Below are 24,291 nucleotides of genomic sequence, written 5' to 3' on the forward strand. Positions count from 1 at the left end.
GCGGGGTGGAGCAGCCCGGTAGCTCGTCAGGCTCATAACCTGAAGGTCGTAGGTTCAAATCCTACCCCCGCAACCAATAATATCAACGGCTTAGCCCATAACAGGCTAAGCCGTTTTTGCATGCGGGTAAGCAAAGGGTAAGCAGATGAGCCCGCATTTGTTAGCGGGCGGGGCGGGGAAGCGACTAACGCGGCTGAAGTAGCCACCCTAGGAGCATATTTCAGCGCGCCGTGATAATTTGCGGCGGGATTAGGTTGGGGGCCGTTTGGTGAATTGAGCGTCGGGGCGGCCAGGGTGATGCTTTCGGCAACCGCCTTCGCAGCCCCCAGCCCCGATCCGATGTCGCCACCATAGTCTTTTACAGACTCTGAAAACCCGTCGAAGCTCGTGACATCGTCATATTCATCGCTATCTGTCGGCGCCGGTCCGCTTCCGCCGCCGCTTCCTAAAATCTCGTCGTCTCCCGCCCCGCCGACGAGCGTATCGTTCGAACCGCTGCTCCCGACCGTCCCGCCGCCGCTCCAGCCGCTGGAGCCGCCGTCGTCGCCGAAGCTGTCGCTCGGCGCGCGGGTCCGAACGCCTTGGCGCGGCTCGCTTTTCGGGTCGGCTTCGGTCTCCGCGGCACCCTCGGGGGATACGGCTCCGACTTCGCCTTCTCCGCTTGCGTCCGCATCGCTGGCGGGAGCGGGAGCGGGAACCGCGTCCATGGCGGCAAGCTGCGATGCGAGACCTTCTCCAGCCGCCACAGTTGCAGCGGGCGCGGGGTGGCCAATTTGAGGATTGATCGGGCTCCGCCCCGACGCTGCGCCGGCGGCGTCAACCGAAAGCGGAGCCAAGCGGCGAAGCGCACGGAGAGGATCGAGAGACGCCGCTACCGCATTATATATGGCGTGAAGGTCGTAAGCTTGGAGAAATCAAAGTCAAAAATGCTGTGTGAGCCTGAATTGGCCCCGTTTCCGGTCGTCATGACAAGCGCCCCCGCCCATTTGCGACGTCGCGGCGACGCACCCTAAAACGTGTCTGTAATTATTTTAACCCTTTTTGGTAGCTCGCAACCATCGCGATACGCTCTCCATTACTTTTCTTTTAAGATACTGAACTTCATATATTTTTCGCATCCTATAGTGATCGACATCACGGGCTAGGTCGGTTCTCTCCTGGAAATCTGGGGGCCGGGCGCCCACTGCGCACAGCAGCTTTGAAGGGCATGCGCGATCGTCTGGGGATCAGAGGCGTGAATCATGCGGTAAACGGTGAAAGAGAGCCCTGTTCCGTCGCCGTCCGCGTGGTGTTGAGCGATGAGAACCGCATCAGCAAGGAAGGACAACCGCTTCGCTTTAGGGTTGAAAACGAGAATCTCGCGCCAGGGAATAGTCGGGCGCCCAGGAAACGAGAGGCCCTCTCTCGATAAAGTCACCGCATAGCCCTCGAGAAGGGAGCGCCCGGCGCCGAGACCACGCCGACGAAGATTCGGCTCGGCGGACGGCTGGCGGCGGCCTCCCCGCGCCATTCGATGTCCAGTCGTGCGAGCGCGCCGAACAGGCCCCAATCGCGGAAGGCGATATCCTTGATCTCATCCCAGGAAGCCTCGAGGCCCCGCCAGGGAACGCCGACGCCTTGCGGCCCGATCCAAAACACGGCCTCGGTACGCATCTGTCGATAGGTCGACAGCAGCAGTCGGATCAAAGGCCGCGCCGCCGCGAACAGCGCGACGATCAGGAAGCCTGCGTAAAGGGTAAGCGGCGATAGAAGGGCGCCTGCGTGCACGGCTCGCCAAATCCGCGTCGCCCCCGACCCGGCCATCAGGCAAAGGAAGCCCAGCAGCCACAGCATCGCCACGATCAACGACCAGCCAGCGATCTGGGACGGTCGGAACAGGATGCGCCGCCCGGCCCGCAGGTCGGCCTGCAAAGCCTTGATCAGCGCATGCGGACCTTCTTGGTCCGAACCCGTACGCGCCGGAGCCGCGCCGCCGTCGGGCGCGCCGCTTTCGTCCGTCATGCGTCCCGCTCCGCCGGCGAGGTCCACGCGCGCGGGGCCGGATAGGGTTTCGCGCAGATTTCGTGCCCGGGCGCCCAGCTGTCACGGCAGCGGTACAGGGCGTAGGCGATCATCGGCGGGAACGACGGCTGCACCATTCGATGAACGGTGAAGGAGATGCGCCGCGCATCGCGCGATGTATCGCGGACGCCCACCAGGATCGCTGAAGACTGCAGCGTCACACTGCCGGGACTTACATCGAACAGAAACAGATCCGACCACGGGATCGTCGGCGCGCCTGGAAAGGAGACGCCCTTCTTCGAAAAGACGATCGAATAGCCCGCCAAGACCGAACGCCCGATTTGCCGGAGCAGACCGCCCATGAAGATGAGGAGAAGCGAACAAAGGATGACGGCGGGCGGAAACAAGAGCACCCCCACGCGGACCTTATCTTCAGCCTCCTGGACGCTCGCCAAGACCGTCGCCGGATCAAGCGTCGGTGCGGTGAGAAGCATCCTAAAGGCGCCCGCGAAGATAAAGCCGAGGAAGCCGACAGAGACGGCGAGGCCGGCGATCCACAAGGAAGCCGAGAGCACGAGTCCTAGCGCATCGACGGACACGACGACTTCGTCATCCTCCTCCAGACGCTCGGGAAGTGTTTCCGGGGTGTATTTGGTCAAGCTCCCTCCTCCGGCGCGGCGAGATATCGCTCGCGCGCGGCCTGTAGGACCGGCTCGATGACGAGGGGCGACGCCGAATTGAGCCCGACGAAGGCCGAAAGGTCATGTGCGGGCCGCGCGCCGTCGGCCTTCACGCGGACGATCAGACGGGCGAAGACGGCGAAGAAGAGGAAATCGCGATAGACGACCTCCTCGATCTCGTCCCACCGAACGGCCAATTCGGCGCCCGGGACCTTCAGTCCCTCCGGGCCGACATGCAGCACCTCGCCCATCCGGGCCTGCCGCAAGGCGACTCGGAACAGCCGCGTCGCAAGATAGGAGACCGCCGCCGCAACCAGTGCGATCACCGCGATGGCGACGCTTAGCGCCGAGGCCGGCGCCGCGCCGAGGGTGAGCGCGCCCAGATGCACCGCCCCCGCCGCGGCCAGGGGGACCGATAGGCACAAGAAGCCGATCGTCGGGCCGCATAGATACCAACCGATAACGGGGTCGGCCATGAAGACGACGGTCTTGTCCGTGTGCACGTCCCGCACCAACAGATCCACCGCCGTGAGCGGCCGTGCGTCGTCCGACTCAGCGGTTGGGCTTTTGGTCTGCACGCCGTCTCCTCACACCATGGGGGGCGGTCCTCCGCCCCGAAAGGCTATTGTTGCAGCGCGCCATGCAACGGGGCATCAGTCTTGCGCCGCCCGCCAGTCTGGGTCGGGGAGTCTTGGGTGAAGGGGCCCCGGGCCATCCGCAGTTCCTGCGCCGGTCGGCGGCGTCTGTCGCTCAGGGCTTCCGGATCTCCGTCAACGTTGGGAGTTCCGCGACCGGCTTCTTGATCAGCGGATTGCAGAGACGGACGCTGCCAGACTATCCGCCCTGCGTCGATCGCTCATCTTTCGTCCGCGCCCACACCGCTCGCGCGCCGCATCATCCGCTTCCCTGTCTCGGGATCCGTCGTCATGACGAAGTGCTCCGCGCCGTCGAAGACCTCTCGATCAAGTGCAGCCAGCACGGGGTCCGCCCCGCCGAACGGCGCGGCGAGATCGATCGCGACTGGAATCTCGCCGCACCGCCAATCCGCGACGCGCAGACGCGATCTGCCCGCTTCAAGCTCCTCGAACACCTCCTGCGATACCTAGGCCCAGGCGGCGTAAGCCACCGGCAACCCGTCGCTGCGAATGATCCGACACTGCTCCAACTGCAAGGCCGGAACGAGCAGCCATTCAAGGTCCGATAGCAAAAGATGGCGATGAGAGGCGGAGTTCATGAAGAGCCACGCCGCCGCGCCAAAACGGTTCGCCATTTGCGCGGAACGCGCGTTGCGCAGGGTTTCCCGCGCCTCTGCAGGCTCCACCCGGTTCTCATGTTCGGGGCCGTCCGTTTCTTGGTCATGCAACTCATTTTTTCTCGCGTCTAATGTCATGATTTCCAACCAACGGACTAAGTTTAATTTCTCGACGTAAGTTCGAGCACCTTAGCAGAGCGCACAAGAAAAAAAACTGCTAAAAAGTGCATCACTCCCGCCCTCCCTCTCTCGCTAGGCGGCGTATCGTCGCTTGTGCAACCCCGTGCACGTCATCTCCGCAAGAGCCATTGATCTGATCCCCGAAAACTGGATCGCTTTCCTTTAGCCCGCATTTCTCACCAGGGTTTCTGAGGCGCGGCCGTACCCGCAGCCCCTGCGCCCACATGACCCGCTCGACAGGGTGCAGGCCGCAGGAGATATCCACGGCCCAGATCGTGCCGGAACCGCCGGGCGCCGTAGGTGCGGTCACTGGCGACATAGCAGGCACGGACCTTGGCACCGATTGCCTCGTCCTCGCGAGCACGCCGGGACGGCGCACGGATTAACCAGGCATGGAAGCCGCTCCGCGAAACACCAAGCGCTCCGCACATCCAAGATGCCGGCCAAATTCCTCGGCTCTTTGAAATAAAGACGAAGATCATATCGGTTATTCGCGAAGTAGGTGGCGGATCTTTTTAGAATCCATCTCACCTATACTGATATTTTTTCCATAATTATTAAAATTAACTGAAATATGCGCCTTATAAAACTTAAATTTATTCATAGAAACCTTCCAAGCCTATCTCATAGGATATAATTAGAAAATTCCAGCTTAAAATGCTCCGATCCTTTGGGGGCAGATCACAGTCAATCCAAACGGCTCGCTCGCCCAACTACTGCGTTTGGAGAAACTGCGTCCTGTTCCAACTTGACAACGAACGGACGACATGGCTACCATATAGTATAAATAAATCCGTATCAGCATTTCATCCCATCCGCCGTAAGCGGAGCTGACACAAAAGGGGTGTTAGCGCCGATCGGTTCGCGACCTGTGGGTGGGCGTGTTTCGGGTTGAGACGCTAGAGTCCTAGAACGGAAGGAGGAAACGTTGTGAGCGCAGTAACGACCAGCATCCTGACACGAGACGAAATTTCGGCTTATGCGAGGGACTTCGTTCCGAAAGCGTCCGCCGCTGGCGGGCCGGGAATCCTCACGCAGGATGAAATCGACGCCTATAACAGAGACGGGTTCATGGTACCGAACTACCGTCTGGATCCGGATACGCTCGGCCGCCTGGCGGAAATGAGCGAGCGGCTGGTGGATTGGAATCCGCATATCACGGATTCGCTGTTCGCGTGCCCGCATATGAAAAGCGGCGGACACCGCAATCTCAAGACGGAGCCGGGATGGATGGATTTCGCCACCCATCCGGATATCCTGGATATGATGGAGCAGTTGATCGGCCCCAATATCATCCTTTGGGGCGCCACCTTGTTCTACAAGACGCCCAAGGAAGGCCCGGCCACGCCGTGGCACCGGGACGCACGGTTCCTGCCGATCACGCCGATGGCGACGACCTCGGTGTGGATCGCGGTTTCTCCGTGCAAGAAGGACAACGGCTGCCTGCGGTTCATTCCCGGCTCCCACCAGAGGAAGGAAGTCGGGTCGCACCGCCGCGAACAACGTGACGATCTGATCTTCAACGCGGGGACGCTCGACGAGAGCGAGTATGACGAAAGCACCGCCGAGGACGTGGAACTGGAACCCGGGCAGATGGTGTTCTTCGACATCTTCACGATCCACGGGTCGCGGCATAACAAGGGCAACCGCGCGCGCGCGGCCTATTCGATGCGGTATATCCCGTCGACGAGCCACTACGATCACGACGCCAACCAGTACAAGGACGTGGAAGCGTTTCAGAACCATACGCGGCGTCTTTATCTGGTGCGCGGACGCGACGTATGCGGTCTCAACGACTTCACGAAGGGATTGGAATGACGTCGCTGTCGGCGAGGTAAGGCCGCCGGACCGGCTGCCGGCCATTCGGGGCGGCGCCGGACCCCGGCCGAACCCTGCCCTTGCGTGAGTTCCGTCTAGGAATCCGACAAAATCGAAGAACAGTGCGAGGCGGGGAATACGCTCCGCCCGAAGGAGAGCGTTAGGTATCGATAAACCGAAAACGATCCGCGGATAAGGTGATAATGCCACCGCGGCACAATAGAGGGAGGAATGTATCGTGGATATTGGATTGAGGCTTTCACGCCGAAAAATCCTCGGTGCCGCCGTGGCATCGTTGGTCGGATTGGCCGTGGCCCACACGGCGGTGGCCGAGGATACTGTAAAGTTCGGTTCGTTCGTATCGACCTCCGGTCCGGGTTCGCCCTACGGGATCGATCAGGACCAGGCGATGAAGCTCGCCGTGAAATACATCAACGCCGACGGGGGCATACTCGGTCGAAAGGTGATCCTCGATCAACAGGACACGGCGTTCAACAAGACGCAGGCCCAGTCGGTCATTCGGGGATTCATCGGAAATGACGACGTGATCGCGGTCGTCGGGCCGACATCCAGCGGCGAGGCTTTCGCGGCCGATCCGGCCGCCGTGGCCGCCGGCCTGCCCGTGCTAGCCCCCAATAATGGGGCCCAGGGCGTTCCGCAAATCGGGCCTTACGTGCACCGCATCGGGGTGCCCGAGGAACTGCTTCTGCCCGCGGCAGCCGAGTATGCGGCCAAGGCGCTCGGATTGAAGACCGCGGCGATCATGTACGCCCAGAACGACGCTTTCGCGACGACGGGATACGAGGCCTTCAACGAGAGCCTGGAAGAAGTCGGCGTCGATGTCGTTCAGGTGGTCGGCTACGACTCCTCGTCGGTCGACTTCAAGTCCCAGCTTCTACTGATCAAGGAGAAGAACCCGGACGCCGTCTTCGTCGCGGCGCTCGCGACCGACGCCGCGCTGTTGCTGCGGCAGATGCGGCAGAACGGGATCGACGTGCCGATCGTCGGAAACGTCGCCTTCACCGCGCCGACGCTGGTCGAGGCCGCCGGCGACGCAGTCGAGGGCCTGATCGTCGCGGCGACCTGGGATCCCGCCGATACGTCGGAATTGAACCAACGATTCATCGCCGACTATAAGACCGAATACGACCGTGAGCCGACGGCGTTGTCGGCCAACGCGTTCAACTGCGTCTACATCCTGAAGGAAGCGATCGAGAACTCGAAGGAATTCACCCGCGAGGGCGTCCAGAAGGGTCTTCTCGCGATGCGCGGCTACAGCTATCTCGGCGTTCCGGTCGAATTCAAGAAGATCGACGGCGGTCTTCGGGATGCGGCCGCGGAACGTCCAATCCTGTACAAGTACAAGGACGGGAAGCCGGTCAAGCTCGAACAATAAAACTTCCTTCCCTACACCAACTTGCCATACTAATAGGGCGGTCCCCGATTGGGACCACCCATTTTTTCGATTCCGATTGGTCGGTGGAACGCTTACGGCGAGGATGCCGTCGGGGTCGGACGCGGTTGGAGAGGGCCCTTACGATTTTGGCGCCGTGCCTACGAGCCGCAGGACGAGTTCCGCCATTTGGTCCGAGAGCTCGGTCATCGAAAGCCGACCATCGGGACGATACCATACATAGGCCCAGCTGATCATTCCCTGAATGGCGAGCGCGGCGAAATGGGTGTCGCCGATGGAGAACTCCCCGGCTGCGACCCCTTCGTCTAACAGCTTCGTCAACGCGCGATCGAATTTCCGGCGCTGGGTGCTGATGCGCTTCAGATCCTCGTCGTTGAGGTTCTTCGCTTCGCGCGCGAAAATCGCAATATGCTTCTGGGATTCCAAAACGGCGGAGACGAACCGGGCGCATATCAGAGCCAGTTTCTCCGTCGGCGAGTCCGGCAGGACCAGAACGCTGTCCAATGCGGCCTGGGACGAATTGATCCCGCGCGAACAAATTTCGGCCAGCAGCTCGGCCTTCGATCCGAAATGAGAGTAAATGAAGGGCTTCGTGACCCCGAGCTGCTCCGCGACGGCATCCAATGTGGTGTTGTCGTACCCACGTTCGTAAAACAGATCGACTGCGGCGCTAATCACCCTTTCCCGCTTCAGCGCGGCGATTTCCCCCTTGATGCCGAGGGCCTGATCGTAGCGTGAACTCATCCGTTAAGCCTCACCTTACATTCTAGTAGAAAAGTCTACTATGCCTTACCTTGCATTGTAGTAGAAAAATCTACCGATCCTATGAAAAATTGGCATCTCTAGCAAAAGTTACCAAGAGCAATATTCGGTTTTCGGGGAAAATGGCTGAAACGCGCGGGGTTCGGCGTTTCGAGTGATTACCCATGGTCGAAATACGAATGATATTTTAAAGGCCCTTCGTCGCTCCGCCGTCGATGTCCAGAATGGCGCCGTTGATATACGAAGCGCCATCGGAGTCCAAGAACAATACGGCTGCGGCGATTTCCCCGGGGCGGCCGAAACGAGGAACCGCGAAAGTCCCTAAGACCGCGCTGCGCGCGTTCTCGACGGTCGTCTCGGTGCGTGCCGCGTATTCGTCTATGATACCGCGAATCCGATCCGTTTCGATGGGGCCAGGGTGAACGGCGTTCACCCGAACGCCGTCCCGCACCCCGCGTTCCGCCATGGCCTTGGTGAAATTCGCAAGCGCGCTATTCGTCGGACCGCCGATCGTGTAGTCGGCGCTCGGCGTGCGAGCACGAAAACCGATGATGTTGACGACATGCCCCTTTCCGGACGCGACGAGCGCCGGCCAGGCTGCGCGGGTCAGGTCGACGGCCGCGTGGAACTTCAGGGCAAACCCTTCGTGAAAATCCTCCCGCGTGAGGGCGAAGAAATCGCCGCTCTTCGTCGCGCCGGCACAATTGACCAATAGATCGAGTCGACCCGTCGCCGATGTCGCCGCGTCGATTACGTCGTCGATCCGATCGGGATTGGTCAGATCGGCGGCTTGGGCGTGGACTTCCGCGCCGAAGCGCGCCGTCAGATCGTCGACGATGCCTCGAAGAAGATCGTCCGAGCGGGCCACGAGAACGAGGCGGTATCCTTTCGCGGCAAGCTCTTCCGCGATCGCGCGGCCGATCCCCTTGCTGGCGCCGGTGACGACGGCGGTGCGCGGCACTGCTCCGGTGGTCATTCGTTACTCCTTTCGGCGCGACGGACGGGCGGTCGCGTCGTTAGGCGGCGTCGACGGGGACGGTGAAGTTGAGAGAAAGTCGGCCGCCATCCGCGAAGAGCGTTTGACCCGTGACGTAGGAGGCGTCGTCGCCTACCAGGAACAGCATCGTCGACGCGATTTCCGACGGGTCGCCGAGCCGCCGCAGCGGCGTTCGCGACAGGATCGTGTTCTTGAAGCTGGGGTCCTGCTTCGCCAAGCTACGGATCATCTCAGTTTCGATGCTGCCCGGCGCGATGGCGTTCACGCGAATTCCGTAAGGCGCGAGGGAGAGCGCCATGGCCTTCGTTATCTGACGAACGGCGCCCTTTGTCGCCGCGTAGGCGATCTGGTTCGGCATCGCCAATTCCGACGCGACGGACGCGGTGTTGACAATCGCGCCGCCGGTACCCTGGTCGACCATCTGCCGCGCGGCGACCTGGCCGCAGTGGAAAACGCCCTTCAGGTTCACGCGCACGACGCGGTCGAAGGATTCCTCCGTTACGTCCAGGAATTCCGCCGCGCTCGTCATGCCCGCGTTGGAGATCATGATATCGACCCGCCCGAACCGGTCCACCGCGGTGCCGATCATTCGTTCCACCTCGCCACGGTTGCCTACGTCGCATGCCTGAAAGACGACCCGGTCGCGGTGCTCGGTCAGGGCCTCGACGGCTTCGGTCCCGGCTTCCGCGTCGACATCGGACAAGACGACCCGCGCGCCTTCCCTCAGAAAACGCTCGACGCAGGCAAGACCAATTCCGCGCGCGGCGCCGGTTACGACCGCGACTTTACCGTCCAACTGCATGTTCTTCTCCTCCTATTCATTATCGCCGCGCGGCGGCGGTCTGGGCGGGTTCGTCCGGCGTCTCCGCGGCCGGCGCCGATCGGCCCCGGATCATGTCCGCTGCTTTTTCCGCGATCATCAGGACCGGGATGCAAGTATTGCCCGAAGTGACGGTCGGCATGACCGACGCGTCGACGATGCGAAGCCCGTCCATCCCGTGCACCCGCAATTGTGAGTCGACGACGCATCGAGGGTCCTGGGCGGGGCCCATTCGGGCGGTCCCGGCGAAGTGGTATACCGTGCTGCCGACGTTTCGGCAGTATTCCAACAGGTCTTCGTCCGCGCGCGTTTGTGGGCCGGGAAGCTCCTCTCCTACGACATAAGGCGCCAATGGCGGGGCCCCAAGTACGCGTCTACCCAGCTTCAAACCCGCGACGAGCACGTTTCTGTCCGTTTCGCTCGCAAGGTAGTTCGGCTGAATAAGCGGCTTTTCGAATGGGTTGGCGGACCGGGCGCGGACGTATCCAGTGCTTTGCGGACGCTGCTGGTAGAAGCCGAGGGTCATGCCCGGAAATTCGTCCAACTCGCCGACGATCCCGGCCTTGTAACTTGCCGGGGCGAAGACCGCTTGCAGGTCCGGCGCGTCGAGCGCCTCGTTCGACTTCCAGAACATGTAGGAGACCGACGGGCTGAGACCGAGAATGCTGGGGCGCTTCATCATCCAGCGCGCGACCTCGACCGCCAGGCGCGGACCGCGCGACTTTTCGTTGATCGTCGTGACGCCCTTCGCGCGCATGACCAAGCGGACGCAATAGTGATCCTGGAAGTTCTCGCCGACGCCGGGCAGGTCGTGAACGACGGGGATGCCCAGGCTCGACAGCATGTCGCCCGCGCCGATGCCGGATACGTGCAACAGCTTCGGGGTATTGATGGCGCCCGCGGAAACGATAACCTCGCGGCGCGCCGTTACCGTGTTCCGCGTGTTTGGGTGCCCGGCGCGACCATGCCGCACGCCGATCGCGCGACGACCTTCGCAGATCACCGCCATGACATGGGCGTCGGTCCGGATTTCCAGATTGCGCCTCCCCTTGGCCGGCCGCAGGAACGCGCGGGCCGAACTCCATCGCCAGCCGCGGTTGATGTTCCGCTGGGTATATCCGGTCCCGGCCTGTGTCGGGCCGTTATAGTCCGGGTTGCGCGGCACGCCCTGGCTTACGGCGCTTTCGATGAAGGCGTCGCAAAGCGGATGGCGCCAATCGCTGTCGCTGACCACCAATTCTCCATCGTGCCCCCGGTACCGATCGTCGCCCCCCAGTCGGCGCTCCGAGCGTTTGAAGTAGGGCAGGATGTCGTCGTATCCCCATCCCGCGTTCCCCAACTGGGCCCAATGATCGTAGTCGTTCCGCTGACAGCGGTTATAGATCATTCCGTTGATGGAACTCGAACCACCAAGGGTTTTTCCCTGCGTCGCGGGAATCGCCCGACCCGCCGTTCCCGCGCTCGGCTCGCTTTGGAACGGCCATGTGTAGGACGGGTTGGAGAGAATCTTGATGAAGCCCGCCGGGATGTGGATATAGGGATGATTGTCCGGCGGACCTGCCTCCAACAGGCAGACGGTCGTCTTTGAATCCTCCGTCAGCCGGTTGGCGAGCAGTGCCCCCGCCGTACCGCCGCCGACGATCACATAGTCGAAACACTCATTGTCGTTCACGCTGCGACGCTCCACCCATGCCAGCCGTCAGTACCACGCGAATCCGCGAGTTCCCGACCGTGTTTATTCGTTTGGCCGATTTTAATACCAACCGGTATTGTTTCAAGCCAAATGAATGCTCCGCCACGACTCTCGGCTCGAATCGCGGATGCGTTCACATCATCCACCCCGTTCGCTCGCCGTCGGCGATCGCGTTGTCCAGACGCCGCGGCGCGTGGGAATCGCCGGCTAGGTAGACCGCCGGGACCTTGTTCTTCAGCGCCCGGTAGAGGCCGTTCTCGGCCTCGTTTCCCATTGCCAGGATCACGCTGTCGGCTTCTAAACACGTTTCTTCGTGGCTGAAGATGTCTTCGCAGCGGATGTGCCGGTCCTCGATTGCGACCGGCAAGGTGCCCGTGTGGATTTCCAACCCCTTGACGCGCAGTCGGTGATAAAGCGCCGGGACGTGGGCGACGTGCAGGTCGCGCGCCACATGTAGATTCGGCGTGACGATCCGCACCCTATGGCCGAGGTCGGTCAGATGTTCCGCCACGTAAGCGGCGGAAAGGTGCGGGTCGTCGTCGATGACCAATACCTCGTGTCCGAAAACCGTTTCGCCGTCGAACACGTTCCACACCGTGAACACGTTTTCCTGTCGGACGCCGGCCAGTTCGGGGACCCCGGGACGGAATCCGGAATATCCGGTCCGGCACGGTATCGACCCGGTGGCGACGACGACGGCGTCGGGCTCCAACGCCAGCACCGTTTCGGCCGTTGCCGCGCAATCCAGCCGAATATCGACACCGGTTTTCCGCAGCATGTGCGCTTGCCATCGGGTGACCTCGGCGAAGCCTCTGCGGCTGGCGATCGCGGCGGTCATCAGGTTTTGCCCGCCCAGACGGTCGTGCTTTTCGAACAGGATCACGTCGTGCCCGCGCTCACGCGCGACCCGTGAGGCGGCCATGCCGGCCGGTCCGCCGCCGATCACCGCGACTCGCTTCTTCGTGGGTGCCGGGCGCATTTTCCCGATGCCGATCTGTCCCTCCCGGCCGACCGCGACATTGTGCAGGCATCCGACCCCGTAACCCTTGTCCCGGCCCATCAGGCAGGACTGGTTCGAATAGGTGCATACGCGGATATCCGCGACGTCACCCCGCATGGCCTTATTCGGGAACTCCGGATCGGAGATCAGGGCGCGGGCCATCCCGACCATATCGGCGCGGCCTTCGCGCAGAATCCGTTCGGCCACGGCCGGGGCGCCGATGCGCGAGACGACGCAGACGGGCAGGTCGACCGCTGCGCGAATCTCGCCGGCCTTGTCCGCGAATTGCGCCTCCGGCGCGGTCATGTCCGCGATCCAGCCGGGATATTGCAGATAGGTCATTCCGCTGATGTTGAGGTAGTCCACATCGCCCGTGGCGGATAGCCGGCGGGCGATTTCCCCGGCGACGTCCGGTGTAATGCCGGCCGGGTCGTAATCGTCCGCGTTCATTCGGATACCGATGACGAAATCCGGTCCGGCCGCCTTCCGGACGGCCTTTACGACGTCCAAGAGGAAGCGCATGCGGTTGTCCAGACTGCCACCGTACCGGTCGGTGCGGCGATTTGTGCTCGGTGATAGAAACTCGTGCAGCAGATATCCCTGGGCAGCGAAAATCTCGACCCCATCCGCACCCGCTTCGCGCAGGTTCATCGATGATTTTACATAGGTCGCCACGAACTCCTCGATATCGCCGATGTCCATTTCCTTCGGGACTTCGCCGGTCTTTGGGCAGGGGATCGCGGACGGCGCCCATAGTGGGATGCCGAAGTTCAAAGCGCCTGGAGACGCATGTTGACGCCCGCTGGCATTCAATTGGGAAACGAATTTCGCGCCGTTCTCGTGGACGCCTCGGATAAGCTTGCTATAGGGCGAAATCAGGTCCGGGTCGCTGACATCGTCCAGATTGCCAAGCGCGCTGGTCGTCAGCGCGCCGTCCCAAGAGCCCAGACGACGCCAAGAATCCGGGATCATGAAGTTCGACATTACCATGAGGCCGATACCGCCCTTCGCCCGCTCGACATGGTAGTCGACTATACGCTCGTAGGCATTGCCGTAGCCCGGCATGAAAACCACGCCATGTGGCGCCATGACGAGGCGGTTCCGGATGGTCATTCCCCCGATCTTCAGGGGGCTGAAAAGATGCGGAAACTTCATTGTCGCTCCTCCCGAAATATTCGGCCGGCCGGGTGGCCGTCATTATTCCGCCGACATGCCGGATCGGCCCGCGCTCCTCAGGTCTCGATTCGGCCTTCGACCAGAAGCCTATCGTCGCAAAGGACGCGGAAGGTTCCGTCGCCGTCCACAACGACTCTGAGCGTATCGCCCGGCCGTCCGGGGTGACGGAACTTGCATGCGACCGTTTTCGGATAACCGGACGTCGCGCCGGCGGCGTCGAGCGCCCCGGTCAGCAGGAGGAAACCGTGGGCGACGATTCCGCCGAAGGGCGAGGCCGCCGCGATTTCCTCGTCCACGTGAAGCGGATTGAAATCGTGCGACAGGGCCGCGTAGTCGCGGATCGCATCGCGGGTCAGCCGATGATCGGCCATAGCACCTCCTGCTCCTGTTCCAGGACCAGTTCGCCGCCGCGATTCCGGTCGAATGTCCGATAAGCGATGACGACTCGCTGAAAACGGGTTCGCGGCGGATCGGCCTCCGAAAACCGCATTTCGGTTTCGAATCTGCCGGGGCGCGGCGCTTCGAACCAAGTTGCGCGATGGCCCAGCATCATCGCGCCGTCCGGCAACAGCCCTGATCCGATGACGGTTCGCAGCGCCATGACATAGGCGATGCCCAGCGGGGGATCGTTGACTTCACCGGAAATCTCCGCGCAGGCGTTCAGGTCGCTCTCGGAGATTTCCTCGACGCGGCTGTAAACCGTCTTGTCGTCGCTCGCCTCGATCATCGTTTGACGAAAGCCTCCACCCGGTCGCGGAATACCGGGCGTTTAAGGCATTCCTCCTCGAAATCCGCCAAATCGGAGAGATCGCCGCCGCGTTCGAGCGCGAGCGCCGCCCGGCGGAACCAGGCGATGGCCTCGGGTTCGGACGAGCAGAGCTCCCGCGCCGCGGATTGCGCGGCCGTATCCAGTTCGCGCGCGTCGACGAGCCGATGCACCAGGCCGATTTGCTGCGCTTCTGCCGCGTCGAAAACGCGCGCGGTAATGGCCAGAATCCGGGCCCGGTCGACACCGACGATCCCGGCGAGCCGGACGAACTCCGCGCGCGCCATGACCATGCCGAAACGGGCGGCCGGCATTCCGAACTTGGCCTCCGGGACCGCGATACGCAGATCGCACGCCGCCGTCAGTTCCAACCCCCCGCCGATGGCCGGCCCGTTCACCGCCGCGACGGTCGGAGCGGGAAACGCCGTCAGGCCTTCGAAACAGCGATGCAGGCGCGTCCGGAACAGTTTCGGCCCGTCCTCGTCGGCGAGTTCGGCGAGCAGGGTTTTCAGATCGCCGCCGGATGCGAAGGTCCGTCCCCGGCCGGTCACGATCAGGCAGCGGACGGACCCGTCTGCGGCAAGCCGATCCAGGGCGTCGCCCAGCCGGTCCCATTGGTCCGAATCCAAGGCGTTACGCTGATCCGGCCGGTTGAAGGCGATCCGCGCGATGCCGTCCGAACCGTTCTCGACGATGAGCGGGTCCTCGGACATCAGCGCAGCCGACTCCCGAAGACCGTTTTCGCGGTTTCGCTGAGAAGGGCGCGCCGCGCTTCGTCGGACAGGCCAAGTTCGTCGATCTGCACGAGCGCGTCCGCGTGGTCGAGGACCGGAAACCCGGTGCCGAACAGGACCTTGCCGACGCCGCGGCGGCGCACGAAGGATTTCAATTCGCCGGCCCAATGGCGCGGCGCGTATTGGCTGGTGCCGTAAAAGACGTTCGGAAACTTCCAGGCCATGGAAATCATCTCATCGACCCAGGGCCAGCCGCTTACGCCGACGATGCGGAGTTCCGGGAAGTAGAGTGCGACCTGTTCCAGATGCAGGGGGCGGCCGGGCTCGCTCGGCATTTCTTCCGCGGCGTGTCCCACGAGCGAAAAGACGGGAATGTCGAGTTCCACGCATTTCGCGAAGTAGGGGAACCATTCCGACGAATACGGCGGCAGGCCGAACCCGTGCGGATGCATGACCGCGCCGATGACATTGTGATCGAGGACTGCCGACTCGAGTTCCCGCACACCGTCCATGCGCAGGAAGGGATTAATCCCGTAGAGACCGAAAAAATGCTCCGGGTGACGATCGACAATCGGCGCGATGTCCTCTACGCCGAGATTCCAAACGAGGTGACGCTCGCGCCAGTTATAGACCTTCCCGGCCGGTATCCCTACGCGGCCGAATCCGGTTTCGGCCATCATCGCGATAAATTCGTCGACCGATCGGCCGTTCAGACGGTCCCGAATCGCCCAGTTCTGGGCCGGCCACGAAAATTCCGGCGGGTCCAGATAGAGCCGCTTCAGCCCCTCCGGCGTGAACATGTTGCACCAATAGTCGATGGCACCGAATTCAGTTGTCATAGAGTATCGCCTTTGCTTTCTGTTCGCCGTCGCTGTTGAGGGTTCCGACAGGGACGAGTTCGCATTCGACCCGTACGCCGACGACATCGCGCGTACGTGTTTCGAGCCGTGACTTCAGATCGGTCGCGGTCGCCTGAGGCGGTGCTTCGCAGACCAATCGAAGGACGCTCTCGATCGCGTCCGTTTTCGATCGGCGGATGGCGAAGGCTCCGTTCACTTCCGGGATGAACTGCGCGACGGCGGCGGACACGCTGCCAGGAAAGACTTTCACGCCGCGTACGATCAGCATGTCGTCGCTTCTTCCACTGAACCAAATTCTGGGGGATTCGAGCCCGCATGCGCACCGTTCCGTGCTGACGCGCACGACGTCGCCATGGCGCATGCGGACGACGGGGCTAGCCCGGCGGTTCAGGTGCGTGTAGACGATTTCGCCCTCCGCGCCGTTTTCCAGGTCGAGTATCCGACCGGTCTGGGGATCGATGATCTCGAACAGCACTTCGTCTCCGGCGACGAAGTGAAGCCCGTTATGGGCCTTGCATTCCGATACCATCAGCGGGCTGACATCCGTCCCGCCGCCGCATTCGCGCACCTCCGCGCCCCAGGCTTCGCTCAATTGCCGCTTCGACGACGGGTCTCCGACGCCGGGCTCTCCGCCCGTCAGGATCAGGCGCACGGAAGATTCGGACGCAGGAATGCCCAATTCGTCCATATGGGCCTGGGCCAATCGCCGCACCATCGATGGCGAGGCGTAGATCACGGACGGATGCAGCCGGTGGATCGCGTCGATCAGCCGTACCGAGCCCGCTTCCGCGCCGATCGGCAAGACCAGGCATCCCATTTCCTCCATCGCGTCGACCATCGGGATCGCGCCGGCGTAGCCCCTTCCGATCGCGAAGGCGTGGAGCACCCGGTCGCCCTTGACGATCCCGCCGAGTTGGAACCCGCGCGCGAAAATCCGCATCCATGCCGCATAGTCGCCATGTGTCAGGCCGAAGTAGGTTGGCTTGCCGCTGGTGCCGGAACTCGTGTGGATATGCGCGAGTTCTGATTCCGCGCAGGCCAGGTTGCTGCCCAGAAACCCGTTGGAGAGGGCCTTGTGCAGATCCTGCTTTTCAACGAGCGGGAGATCCTCGAACCGGCCCGGATCCGGGGACGCCTCCCAGATTTCGCGGTAGAATGCGGAATTTTCCCAGACCCAGCGAAGCTGCCTGCCGAGCGCGTCGCGCTGGGCATTCCGGAGATCGCGATACGACATCCGCCAATCGATCATCAGTAAACAACCTCCCTAATCGCGGAGATGATGCGTTCCTTTGTCGGAAGGACATCCGACCAATCCCGTTTACGAACGGGAATCGGCGAGAAGCGGGCGCCGACCCGCGTAATCGGCGCATCCAAGTACCAAAAGGCATCCCGGCCGATCCGCGCCGCGATTTCCGCGCCGACGCCTTGGTTCTCGGCGGCGTCGTGAACGATAACCAGCCGGTTCGTGCGCTCGACCGAGGCCCGGACGGCCTCTATGTCCCAAGGCTGAAGCCATACGAGGTCGATAAGCTCGGCGTCGACGCCCATGGTACGGATCGCCTCCGAACACAAATCGACCGCGGGACCGTAGGAAACGACCGTCACCGAGTTCCCGGACAGGACGGTCCGGCTCTTGCCGGGGGCCATGTCGCCGGGCCGGTAGGCGTCCGCATCGAAGTCGGATTCTCGGGTCAGGCCGGCGATGGGCTCTATGACGATCACGGGGTCCGGATCGTCGACCGCCGCGCGCAAAACGCCGTAGGCTTCCTGGGCGCTGGCCGGGAAGGCGACTTTGAGGCCGGGGACGTGGCATAGCCAGCTTTCCAGGGATTGGGAATGCTGCGGTCCCATGCTGGCGCGGCCGCCATAGAGGGTTCGGACAACCAGGGGCAGGGACCGTCGGTCGCGCGCGCCGTCGCCGCCCTGATAGAAGCTGTACTTGGCGGCATTATTGACCAACTGGTCAAGCGCCAGGGTCATGAAGTCGAAGAACATGATCTCCACGATCGGGCGCAGGCCGCTCATCGCGGCACCGACCGCGCAGCCGGAAAGCGCGCCTTCCGAGATCGGCGTGTCGCGGACGCGGGCCGCGCCGAATTCGTCCAGCAATCCCCGGGTCAGGCCATAGGGGCCGCCCGGAGCGCCCACGTCCTCGCCCAGCAAGACGACACGCGGATCGGCGGTCATGGAGTGGCGCAACGCGGTGTTGATCGCATGCCAAAGCTTCGCCGTCACGCCGCGTACCCCGCGACCAGTTCCGCCGCCTCGGCGCGCACGGTCTCGACCGCGTCGTCGAGCGCCGCGTCGGGAATGTCCTGACGGCGGCCGTGAAGCGCGATCGGACAGCGGGTGCTGCGCCAATCGTCGTCCTCACCTTTCGGCCGGTATCGCGCCGGGTCCGCCGCGTAGTGCCCGCCGAAGCGAAAGCAGACGGCCTCGACGAAGACCGGTTCGCCCTCGCGCGCCGTTTCGATCGCCGCGCGCATGCCGGTCGCGACCTTTTCGACATCCGTGCCGTCGATTTCCATCGAGGTCAGGCCGAACCCACGCGCGCGTTCCGACGGGGCGGAGCTGAGATGGACCGATGTCGGGGTCATCTCGGCGTAGCCGTTGTTTTCACAGACGAAAACGACCGGCAGTTTCCATAGCGCCGCCAGATTAATCGATTCATAGACGATCCCCGTCCCCATCGCGCCGTCGCCGAACACGACCACCGCGACGCGGCGATCCCCTTCCAATTGCAGGGCTAGACTCGTGCCGACGGCGACGCCGGCGTTTCCGCCCACGATTCCGTTGGTTCCCAAAAACCCCGATTCCGGATCAAAGATGTGCATGGAGCCGCCGCGGCCGCCGGCAAACCCGTCGGGATGGCCGACGACCTCCGCGATCACGGTCGCGACGTCCAATCCCATCGCCAGGGCGTGACCGTGCCCGCGATGATTGGACAAGAGGACATCGCGCGGATCCATCGCCGCGACGAGACCGACCGCCACGGCTTCCTCTCCCAGGGAAACATGCAGCGGCCCTTCGACCGCCCGAGCCACGGATGCCTCCTGCAAGGCGAGTTCGACGCCCCGGATCGTTTGCATGGCGGTTAGGAAGTCGCGGGCGTCCAAGGACCGGCCGCGCAGGCGAATGGGCGCGATCATCGCAGCGCCTCCTCCACGCCGATACCGGCGCGCAGCAGTCGCGTCTCGTCGCGTCCCACGAGTTGCAGGCCGACCGGCCGTCCGCGTGCGGTTCGGCCGCACGGGATCGTCAGGCTGGCCAGCGACGGGCGGGAAAAGGGTAAGGTCGCCAATGCCAGCAATTTGACGAGCGGATGCCGCTCGCCGTCGGCCAACGCGATCCGGGTCGTTTCCTCGAAATCCGGAGCCGCCACGGGCGTTGTCGGCAGAATGAGGATTTCGTCGTCGCGAAAACTCCCGTCAATGACGACATCGAAGGCTCGGACGTGCCCGCGCGCGTCGCTCAGGTCCAGCGCCTCCTGACTTTCCGCGATATCGAGATTGTGCCGCGTTTCCGGGCCGTAGAGGTCGCGCGCGGCGGGCCACCAACCCGCGGCGCGATGTTCTTGCAAGACCTGTCGCAATTGTAGCGCCATGCGGGACGGCATGATTTCGCGCAAGTCCGGAAGCGTCGTTCGGCGGATCGCGACGCGGGCATTCGCGATACGCGCCGCCGTCGCCGCGAAAACCTCCGCGACCTCGTCATCAATGCCCGACACGGTCGCGGCGATGTCTTCGGGGACGACGAAGGGCGGCGACGCCGGTCCCGCATCGTCCTTGTCGTCGCCGGCGAGCGCCCGCCAAATCAGGGCTATGTCGTTCGCCGTTTCGGCCAGCAGCCCCCATTGGTCATATTCCGGGGCGAGGGGAACGATGCCGCCCATTCCAATATCCGGCCTCGGCTTCGGGCGGAAGCCGACGATTCCGCACAGCGCGGCCGGCAAGCGTACCGATCCGCCCGTATCGGTGCCCAGGGCCAATCGAGCCGATCCGGCCGCGACGGCGGCGGCGGATCCGCCGCTGGACCCCCCGGCGATCGCTCTTGGATCGACCGGATTTCGGGTAGGCGGTGTCGTCGCGCCGAAGGCGAATTCGTGCGTGTTCGCCTTTCCCATGACGACCGCGCCGAGCTTCCGAAACACGGCGACGATCTCCGAATCCGCCCGGCTGGTGGTCGCTTCGGACAAGACCTGGCTTCCTGCCCGCGTCGGCATGCCTTCGACGTCGATTATGTCCTTGACCGCGATCGGAACCCCATGAAGGGGGCCTCTATACCCACCGTCCGCTATCTCGGCATCCAGGGCGCGGGCCCGGCGCAACGCTCCTTCGGGATCGAGGAACGTATAAGCATGGATGTCCGGTTCGCTTGCCTCCGCCGCGTCGATGCAGGATTTCGCGAGGTCGACGCATGTGAGCTCCCGCGCAGCGATGGCGCGCGCGGTCTCACGCAGCGTCGGCCGCGCGCCCTGCTCGATCGGCCGGATGCGATCAACCGTCGGCATCGATGGTGCCCAGATAGCTTCGTTCGATGGTTTTTTCGTTCAGCGTGCTGGGGCTGCCCGATGTCACGATCGTCCCTTCGCCCAGCACGTAGATCTGATCGACGATTCCGGCCTCCCAGATCCAGCGCGTCTGTTGTTCGACGAGCAACAGGCCGATGTTAAGCCTTTCGCGCAGAAGCTTGATCTGTTCGAACAGGGTTTCCACGACCTTTGGCGCGAGGCCGAGGCTGGGCTCGTCCAGGATCATCAGCTTGGCCCGGATCAGGATCGCCCGGGCGATCACCAGCATCTGCTGCTCGCCGCCCGACAGGGTTCCCGCCTTTTGTTCCAAGCGTTCCTTGAGCACCGGAAACAGATCGAAGATGAATTCCCATTCCTCCGCTGTGGCGTCGGGGCGAGAGGCGATCGTCAGGTTTTCGTGGACGCTGAGCTTGGCGAAGACCTCGCGGCCTTGCGGGACGTGCGCGATGCCGAGCCGGCTGCGCTTATAGGCCGGCTGGCCGCCGATGTCCGTCCCCTCGAATTGAAGCGTTCCCTCCATCAGGGGAAGTCGCCCCGATATGGCGGAAACCAGGGTTGTCTTTCCCGCGCCGTTGCGGCCGACCAGGGCGACCGCCTGTTGCGGTTCGACGACCAGGGAACACCCTGAAATCACGGCCCGATTACGGTAACCGGCGGCGATATTCTTCGCTTCCAAGAAGCTGCTCATGTGCTCCGAGCCCCCAAGTAACTGTCGACAACGAAGGGATTCGCCAGGACCTCGCCCGGCTCTCCATGGGCGATCATCTTTCCGGAATCCATCGCGTAGAGCGTGTCGACCGTCGATCGGATGAAAGCGACGTTGTGTTCGATCAAGAGAACCGCGGTGCCGTCCGACGCCAGGGTCCGCAACAGACGGCTGAACGCCGGCAGGGAATCGGCATGCATGCCGGCGGTCGGCTCATCGAGCAGGAGCACTTTCGGCCGAAGCGCGATCGCGCGCGCGATTTCCAGCCGCCTTTGTTCCTCCCAGCCGAGATCCCGGACGTATCGCGACGCGACCTCTCCCAGCCCCAATGTGCGGAGAATGGACTCCGCCTTTTCCGTCGCGTCACGGTACACGCGTCGGCTTGAGGGAAGGGCGAGCATGTAGCCGAGGGAACTCGGCCGACTGGCGAGCAGGCACCCGCTGAATACGACCTCCTGAGCGGTTATGCTCTGGGTAATGCGGCTGTGCTGGTAGGTCCGCACCACGCCCAGCCGGGCGCGGGTATAGGCGGGAAGCGGCGTTATATCCTCGGATTCCACGAGGATGCGTCCGGTCGATGTGCGCTGCTCCCCGCTCAACAGATCGACGAGGGTGCTCTTTCCCGCGCCGTTCGGCCCGATCAGCCCCTGAACGACGCCGGCGGTCAGATCGAGGCTGATGTCGTCGACGGCGGTCACGCCCCCGAAATGCTTTTGCAGGTTCGACGCGCTGCACAACACCTTGCCGGACGCGGCCGCGTTGCCTCGGGTATCGGACACGGCGTCCGTTTCCTGCCGCGCGTCGCCAATCGAGGATAGATCCTGATTCGACCGTTGCGGCCGGAGCCGGACCCATAGCCGCGTGACGCCGCCCGCGATCCCCTCGGGGAACAACACGACGACACCGACGATGATGACGCCGGTCAGCACCATGCGGTATTCCTGAAGCCATCGCGTGTATTCCGGTAGAAGGGTCAGGAACCCGGCGCCGACGATCGGCCCCCAGAAGCGGTCCGTGCCGCCGACCACGCCGAAGCTCAGGATGTCGATCAGGCGGTGGAAGCCGAATTCCTCCGGCGCGATATAGCTCGTCGTCAGCGCCAGCATGTTGCCCGCGATCGACGCCAGAACCGCGCTGGCCGCGCCCGTGAAGATCCGGATGCGAATCTCGTTCACGCCGACGCCGCGGGCGACGATCGGGTCTTCGCGGAGAATACGCATCTCGTATCCCAGCCGAGATGCCATCAGCCGCGACACCACGAAGGCGACCACGACGAGGATCGCCACGCTTTGCCAGGCGTTCAGCGCCAGCGGGATGCCGAATATTCCCATCGGCCCCTTGAGAAAGGGCGTGATATAGATCGCCTGCTGAACGACGGTGACGAAGGCCAGCGTCGCGATTGCGAGATAGACGCCGGATAGACGGCTGGTAATGGCGCTGAGCAGCGCGCCGAGGGCGGAACTAATGGCGATGCCGATCAGGACGCCCAGGGTTATCGAAAGACCTTTCGTCGTCGTCATCGCCACCGAATAGGCGCCGATTGCCATGAAGCCCGTCTGGGACACGTTCAATTGCCCGGCGGCGAAGGCGATATAGAAGCCAAGCGCCGAAACCGACGCGACGGCCATGCCGATGATCAGCGGATCGGAAATGCCGAGGAAGGACATCAGCGCGCACCTTCCTTGACCCGTTCGCCTAGGAAGCCCTGCGGCCGCACGATCAAGATCACGATCAGCGCGGCGAACACCATCAGCGGCGCCATGCCGGGTTCGGGCAGCCAGAGGGTGCCGAGAACCTCGATCGCGGCGATCACGATCGCGCCGACGAGCGAGCCGGGGATGCTGCCCATGCCGCCGATGATGATCAGGGCGAAGGCCTTAACCTCCAGCCAAGCGCCCGTCTCGGGGCTGGCGATGTTGAAGGCGAAGCCCCAGGCGATCGCGGCCAACCCGGCGAGAACGCCCGCAAGCGCCATGATCTCCATGAAACGACGTTCGACGTTGATTCCGAACAGCGCGGCGGTATGCGTGCTTTCCGCTACCGCCCGCATCTCGACGCCCCAACGCGTGCGTTTCAGCGCGTAGGTCAAAAGCACGACCAAGGCGGCGAACAGGGCGAAAAGCGCGATGCCGATGGGTTGAATGATCTGGTCTCCGATCACGATCGGCTCGATCTCAACCATCTCGTTCGGGAAGAAGCGGGGGTCGATCCCGAACCATGCCCGCATGATGCCCAGAAAAATGGTGGATACGCCGAGGCTGGTCAGAAGTGGCCCGATATGTTTTCCCCAGGCGCTTTGCGCCCGGTAGCGAAGCGGCCTGAAGGCGATCCGGTCGACCAGGATCGAGACGCCGCCCGCCGCGACGACCGCGCATAGGCAGCCGAGCCAGAAGTCGAAACCGAGCTCTCCCACGAGATACATGGAAAAGACGGCCGCGAAGGCGAACACCGTCGCGTGCGCGACGGTAAGGACGTCCATCACGCCGAATATCAATGTCAGGCCGCATGCGAACAGCCCGTAAATTGCCGCTAAGGCAAAGATATGAAACGTAACTTCCATACTGGTGCCTCCACCTGATTGCGCGCTTCTCCCACGCATGGTTTCCACCGGTGCCGAGTTCGGTCGGCTGTTTTCGGTGATGTTGTTGGGCGCGGCTCGACCGGGTCCGCTGCGCCTGGGCGATCCAGGGCCCGTACCCGATTGCGTGTCTCCGGGGCCGACGATCAGCCTTCGGCGACGGCATTATATATGTCGAGATTGTTTCCGACCGCCTTGTGGCGAGACCGGCCCGCGGAACTCTGTGGGCGGCGGAAATACCGCGCCTGCCGCGAACCCTCACCGACTGTTGCGCTCCCCTACCTTATTGCGTTCACCGATCTTTCGTCTGGTTGCACTGGATA

22 protein-coding genes and 2 pseudogenes are annotated in these 24,291 nt (G+C 63.1%); 2 read left to right on the forward strand and 22 right to left on the reverse strand.

Annotation, left to right across the window (positions count from 1 at the left end):
* Positions 1 to 32: 32 nt before the first annotated feature.
* The 6 genes and pseudogenes from KAJ83_RS16020 to KAJ83_RS19420 all read right to left on the reverse strand — a co-directional run.
* Entirely contained in the window at positions 33 to 707 is a 675-nt protein-coding gene (locus tag KAJ83_RS16020) for a hypothetical protein (RefSeq protein ID WP_210683122.1), read from the reverse strand.
* Between the two features lie 706 nt (positions 708 to 1,413).
* The gene (locus KAJ83_RS16025; protein WP_210683123.1) at positions 1,414 to 2,001 is read right to left on the reverse strand and encodes a hypothetical protein; all 588 of its coding nucleotides are present in this window, start codon (positions 1,999 to 2,001) and stop codon (positions 1,414 to 1,416) included.
* Positions 1,998 to 2,660 (reverse strand): hypothetical protein, encoded by a 663-nt coding sequence (locus KAJ83_RS16030; protein ID WP_210683124.1) that lies wholly within the window; start codon positions 2,658 to 2,660, stop codon positions 1,998 to 2,000. Before KAJ83_RS16030 ends, KAJ83_RS16025 begins: the two co-directional genes overlap by 4 nt.
* Positions 2,657 to 3,259 carry a hypothetical protein gene (locus tag KAJ83_RS16035; protein WP_210683125.1) on the reverse strand — a complete coding sequence of 201 codons (603 nt, stop codon included), beginning with the start codon at positions 3,257 to 3,259 and terminating at the stop codon, positions 2,657 to 2,659. Before KAJ83_RS16035 ends, KAJ83_RS16030 begins: the two co-directional genes overlap by 4 nt.
* A gap of 278 nt (positions 3,260 to 3,537) precedes the next feature.
* Positions 3,538 to 4,071: pseudogene (locus KAJ83_RS19415) on the reverse strand (toxin-activating lysine-acyltransferase).
* Between the two features lie 229 nt (positions 4,072 to 4,300).
* Positions 4,301 to 4,598, reverse strand: a pseudogene (locus KAJ83_RS19420) (IS3 family transposase); the annotation flags it as partial.
* 445 nt (positions 4,599 to 5,043) lie between these two features.
* Between KAJ83_RS19420 and KAJ83_RS16050 the strand changes: the two are divergent.
* Together KAJ83_RS16050 and KAJ83_RS16055 are read left to right on the forward strand one after the other, a co-directional pair.
* Positions 5,044 to 5,931 carry a phytanoyl-CoA dioxygenase family protein gene (locus KAJ83_RS16050; RefSeq protein ID WP_210683128.1) on the forward strand — a complete coding sequence of 296 codons (888 nt, stop codon included), beginning with the start codon at positions 5,044 to 5,046 and terminating at the stop codon, positions 5,929 to 5,931.
* Between the two features lie 238 nt (positions 5,932 to 6,169).
* Positions 6,170 to 7,327: an ABC transporter substrate-binding protein gene (locus KAJ83_RS16055; RefSeq protein ID WP_210683129.1), complete on the forward strand. Its 1,158-nt coding sequence runs from the start codon at positions 6,170 to 6,172 to the stop codon at positions 7,325 to 7,327.
* Between the two features lie 138 nt (positions 7,328 to 7,465).
* Here KAJ83_RS16055 and KAJ83_RS16060 read toward each other — a convergent pair whose 3' ends face one another.
* The 16 genes from KAJ83_RS16060 to KAJ83_RS16135 all read right to left on the reverse strand — a co-directional run bounded on the left by KAJ83_RS16060 (position 7,466) and on the right by KAJ83_RS16135 (position 23,989).
* On the reverse strand, positions 7,466 to 8,089 hold the full coding sequence (locus KAJ83_RS16060) for a TetR/AcrR family transcriptional regulator (protein WP_210683130.1): 624 nt from the start codon (positions 8,087 to 8,089) through the stop codon (positions 7,466 to 7,468).
* A 205-nt stretch (positions 8,090 to 8,294) separates the two neighbouring features.
* Positions 8,295 to 9,068: an SDR family oxidoreductase gene (locus tag KAJ83_RS16065; protein WP_210683131.1), complete on the reverse strand. Its 774-nt coding sequence runs from the start codon at positions 9,066 to 9,068 to the stop codon at positions 8,295 to 8,297.
* A 55-nt stretch (positions 9,069 to 9,123) separates the two neighbouring features.
* Positions 9,124 to 9,906, reverse strand: a complete 783-nt coding sequence (locus KAJ83_RS16070; RefSeq protein ID WP_210683132.1) for an SDR family NAD(P)-dependent oxidoreductase — start codon at positions 9,904 to 9,906, stop codon at positions 9,124 to 9,126.
* A gap of 19 nt (positions 9,907 to 9,925) precedes the next feature.
* Entirely contained in the window at positions 9,926 to 11,596 is a 1,671-nt protein-coding gene (locus KAJ83_RS16075) for a GMC family oxidoreductase (RefSeq protein ID WP_210683133.1), read from the reverse strand.
* Positions 11,597 to 11,750: 154 nt separating this feature from the next.
* Complete coding sequence (locus KAJ83_RS16080) at positions 11,751 to 13,772, reverse strand: oxidoreductase (protein ID WP_281413166.1); 2,022 nt, start codon at positions 13,770 to 13,772, stop codon at positions 11,751 to 11,753.
* Positions 13,773 to 13,849: 77 nt separating this feature from the next.
* A complete protein-coding gene (locus KAJ83_RS16085; protein WP_210683135.1) occupies positions 13,850 to 14,164 on the reverse strand; it encodes a MaoC family dehydratase in 315 nt (104 codons plus the stop codon).
* Positions 14,146 to 14,520: a hypothetical protein gene (locus tag KAJ83_RS16090; protein ID WP_210683136.1), complete on the reverse strand. Its 375-nt coding sequence runs from the start codon at positions 14,518 to 14,520 to the stop codon at positions 14,146 to 14,148. Before KAJ83_RS16090 ends, KAJ83_RS16085 begins: the two co-directional genes overlap by 19 nt.
* A complete protein-coding gene (locus tag KAJ83_RS16095; protein ID WP_210683137.1) occupies positions 14,517 to 15,272 on the reverse strand; it encodes an enoyl-CoA hydratase/isomerase family protein in 756 nt (251 codons plus the stop codon). Before KAJ83_RS16095 ends, KAJ83_RS16090 begins: the two co-directional genes overlap by 4 nt.
* Positions 15,272 to 16,132, reverse strand: coding sequence for an amidohydrolase family protein (locus tag KAJ83_RS16100; protein ID WP_210683138.1), 861 nt, complete (start codon positions 16,130 to 16,132; stop codon positions 15,272 to 15,274). The genes KAJ83_RS16095 and KAJ83_RS16100 overlap by 1 nt, the downstream gene beginning before the upstream one ends.
* Complete coding sequence (locus KAJ83_RS16105) at positions 16,122 to 17,402, reverse strand: phenylacetate--CoA ligase family protein (RefSeq protein ID WP_210683139.1); 1,281 nt, start codon at positions 17,400 to 17,402, stop codon at positions 16,122 to 16,124. The genes KAJ83_RS16100 and KAJ83_RS16105 overlap by 11 nt, the downstream gene beginning before the upstream one ends.
* On the reverse strand, positions 17,402 to 18,388 hold the full coding sequence (locus tag KAJ83_RS16110) for an alpha-ketoacid dehydrogenase subunit beta (protein WP_343222032.1): 987 nt from the start codon (positions 18,386 to 18,388) through the stop codon (positions 17,402 to 17,404). The genes KAJ83_RS16105 and KAJ83_RS16110 overlap by 1 nt, the downstream gene beginning before the upstream one ends.
* Positions 18,385 to 19,302 carry a thiamine pyrophosphate-dependent dehydrogenase E1 component subunit alpha gene (locus tag KAJ83_RS16115; RefSeq protein WP_210683140.1) on the reverse strand — a complete coding sequence of 306 codons (918 nt, stop codon included), beginning with the start codon at positions 19,300 to 19,302 and terminating at the stop codon, positions 18,385 to 18,387. The genes KAJ83_RS16110 and KAJ83_RS16115 overlap by 4 nt, the downstream gene beginning before the upstream one ends.
* Entirely contained in the window at positions 19,299 to 20,663 is a 1,365-nt protein-coding gene (locus KAJ83_RS16120) for an amidase (RefSeq protein ID WP_210683141.1), read from the reverse strand. Before KAJ83_RS16120 ends, KAJ83_RS16115 begins: the two co-directional genes overlap by 4 nt.
* Complete coding sequence (locus KAJ83_RS16125) at positions 20,650 to 21,372, reverse strand: ABC transporter ATP-binding protein (protein ID WP_210683142.1); 723 nt, start codon at positions 21,370 to 21,372, stop codon at positions 20,650 to 20,652. Before KAJ83_RS16125 ends, KAJ83_RS16120 begins: the two co-directional genes overlap by 14 nt.
* A complete protein-coding gene (locus KAJ83_RS16130; protein ID WP_210683143.1) occupies positions 21,369 to 23,057 on the reverse strand; it encodes a branched-chain amino acid ABC transporter ATP-binding protein/permease in 1,689 nt (562 codons plus the stop codon). The genes KAJ83_RS16125 and KAJ83_RS16130 overlap by 4 nt, the downstream gene beginning before the upstream one ends.
* Complete coding sequence (locus KAJ83_RS16135; RefSeq protein ID WP_246484748.1) at positions 23,057 to 23,989, reverse strand: branched-chain amino acid ABC transporter permease; 933 nt, start codon at positions 23,987 to 23,989, stop codon at positions 23,057 to 23,059. The genes KAJ83_RS16130 and KAJ83_RS16135 overlap by 1 nt, the downstream gene beginning before the upstream one ends.
* Positions 23,990 to 24,291 lie beyond the last annotated feature (302 nt).

This window comes from Marivibrio halodurans, assembly GCF_017963645.1.
In the GTDB taxonomy this organism is placed as follows: domain Bacteria; phylum Pseudomonadota; class Alphaproteobacteria; order UBA8366; family Aestuariispiraceae; genus Marivibrio; species Marivibrio halodurans.

What these genes read in the sequence shown, in the direction of transcription:
- KAJ83_RS16070 (WP_210683132.1), bottom strand. Translation starts at nt 9,906, where the DNA reads ATGCAGTTGGACGGTAAAGTCGCGGTCGTAACCGGCGCCGCGCGCGGA.
- KAJ83_RS16025 (WP_210683123.1), bottom strand. Translation starts at nt 2,001, where the DNA reads ATGACGGACGAAAGCGGCGCGCCCGACGGCGGCGCGGCTCCGGCGCGT.
- KAJ83_RS16090 (WP_210683136.1), bottom strand. Translation starts at nt 14,520, where the DNA reads ATGATCGAGGCGAGCGACGACAAGACGGTTTACAGCCGCGTCGAGGAA.
- KAJ83_RS16130 (WP_210683143.1), bottom strand. Translation starts at nt 23,057, where the DNA reads ATGTCCTTCCTCGGCATTTCCGATCCGCTGATCATCGGCATGGCCGTC.
- KAJ83_RS16085 (WP_210683135.1), bottom strand. Translation starts at nt 14,164, where the DNA reads ATGGCCGATCATCGGCTGACCCGCGATGCGATCCGCGACTACGCGGCC.
- KAJ83_RS16060 (WP_210683130.1), bottom strand. Translation starts at nt 8,089, where the DNA reads ATGAGTTCACGCTACGATCAGGCCCTCGGCATCAAGGGGGAAATCGCC.
- KAJ83_RS16125 (WP_210683142.1), bottom strand. Translation starts at nt 21,372, where the DNA reads ATGAGCAGCTTCTTGGAAGCGAAGAATATCGCCGCCGGTTACCGTAAT.
- KAJ83_RS16115 (WP_210683140.1), bottom strand. Translation starts at nt 19,302, where the DNA reads ATGATCGCGCCCATTCGCCTGCGCGGCCGGTCCTTGGACGCCCGCGAC.
- KAJ83_RS16095 (WP_210683137.1), bottom strand. Translation starts at nt 15,272, where the DNA reads ATGTCCGAGGACCCGCTCATCGTCGAGAACGGTTCGGACGGCATCGCG.
- KAJ83_RS16120 (WP_210683141.1), bottom strand. Translation starts at nt 20,663, where the DNA reads ATGCCGACGGTTGATCGCATCCGGCCGATCGAGCAGGGCGCGCGGCCG.
- KAJ83_RS16080 (WP_281413166.1), bottom strand. Translation starts at nt 13,772, where the DNA reads ATGAAGTTTCCGCATCTTTTCAGCCCCCTGAAGATCGGGGGAATGACC.
- KAJ83_RS16100 (WP_210683138.1), bottom strand. Translation starts at nt 16,132, where the DNA reads ATGACAACTGAATTCGGTGCCATCGACTATTGGTGCAACATGTTCACG.
- KAJ83_RS16135 (WP_246484748.1), bottom strand. Translation starts at nt 23,989, where the DNA reads ATGCGTGGGAGAAGCGCGCAATCAGGTGGAGGCACCAGTATGGAAGTT.
- KAJ83_RS16105 (WP_210683139.1), bottom strand. Translation starts at nt 17,402, where the DNA reads ATGATCGATTGGCGGATGTCGTATCGCGATCTCCGGAATGCCCAGCGC.
- KAJ83_RS16020 (WP_210683122.1), bottom strand. Translation starts at nt 707, where the DNA reads ATGGACGCGGTTCCCGCTCCCGCTCCCGCCAGCGATGCGGACGCAAGC.